Source organism: Beijerinckia sp. L45 (assembly GCF_009765775.1).
In the GTDB taxonomy this organism is placed as follows: domain Bacteria; phylum Pseudomonadota; class Alphaproteobacteria; order Rhizobiales; family Beijerinckiaceae; genus RH-AL1.
The window spans coordinates 1,252-1,973 of sequence record NZ_LMUU01000197.1; the positions used below are offsets into that span (position 1 = coordinate 1,252).

1 protein-coding gene is annotated in these 722 nt (G+C 63.3%); it reads left to right on the forward strand.

The features are described 5' to 3' along the window. Positions 1 to 253 (forward strand): hypothetical protein (locus GSQ79_RS21120; protein WP_158810767.1); only part of this gene is annotated, 253 nt, incomplete at its 5' end. Positions 254 to 722 lie beyond the last annotated feature (469 nt).

A 722-nucleotide genomic window follows, 5' to 3' on the forward strand; every position in this document is an offset into this window, starting at 1 on the left:
GAAGCCCTTCATCCCGAAGCCCGGACAATTCCGGCAGGGTAGGGCCGTCGACGGGCCGGGAGGGTTCTTCGTCGTCGCCTGCGTGATCTACAAGACCAACGACGCGACCGTGCGCGTCACGCGACGGGTCTTCGCGGTCAAGCGCCGGATGTCGGCCGACGACGTCGTGGGCGTCGATCTGCAGTACGGCGTCGACGTCCCGGCCGAACGCCTGCTCCTGAAGGATCAGTTCTATGGCGATCGCACAGATTAGGGCCGCCGCTTCCTTACGCATCTTGCATTCCTTCGGGGTGGTGTTGGATTGATTCCGTGGATGTGAGGGCTACGGTCGCCCTCCGGCCTGGGCGGCGCTTTCCTGCGGGGATTCGGCGCCGGGGTGCGATCGGCGTCGATCCGGGACCGCGCGATCCGTCCTCGCGCCATGCCTTCGCCTCAACGCTTTCGTCGGTCTGCCTTTTCGTTTGGGGTCCCTACCGTCTTCTCCGCCCCAGATGCCGTCGGCGCACAACCTGCCTCCTTGCGAGCGTTCCCGGCCGAATGGCCTCGAAACGCATCGCGCCCTCGCAGCATGCGTGCATGTCGGAGATCCGGACCGCTGAAGGACACGGAGGGGACCCGCGCGGACGACCTCGGAATAAAATAATGCCTTTTCATTATTGATATTAAAAATATCCGTACGATATGCGTGTCCTTAGTGCCGCCGGTTGGCGCCTTGAAAGCGG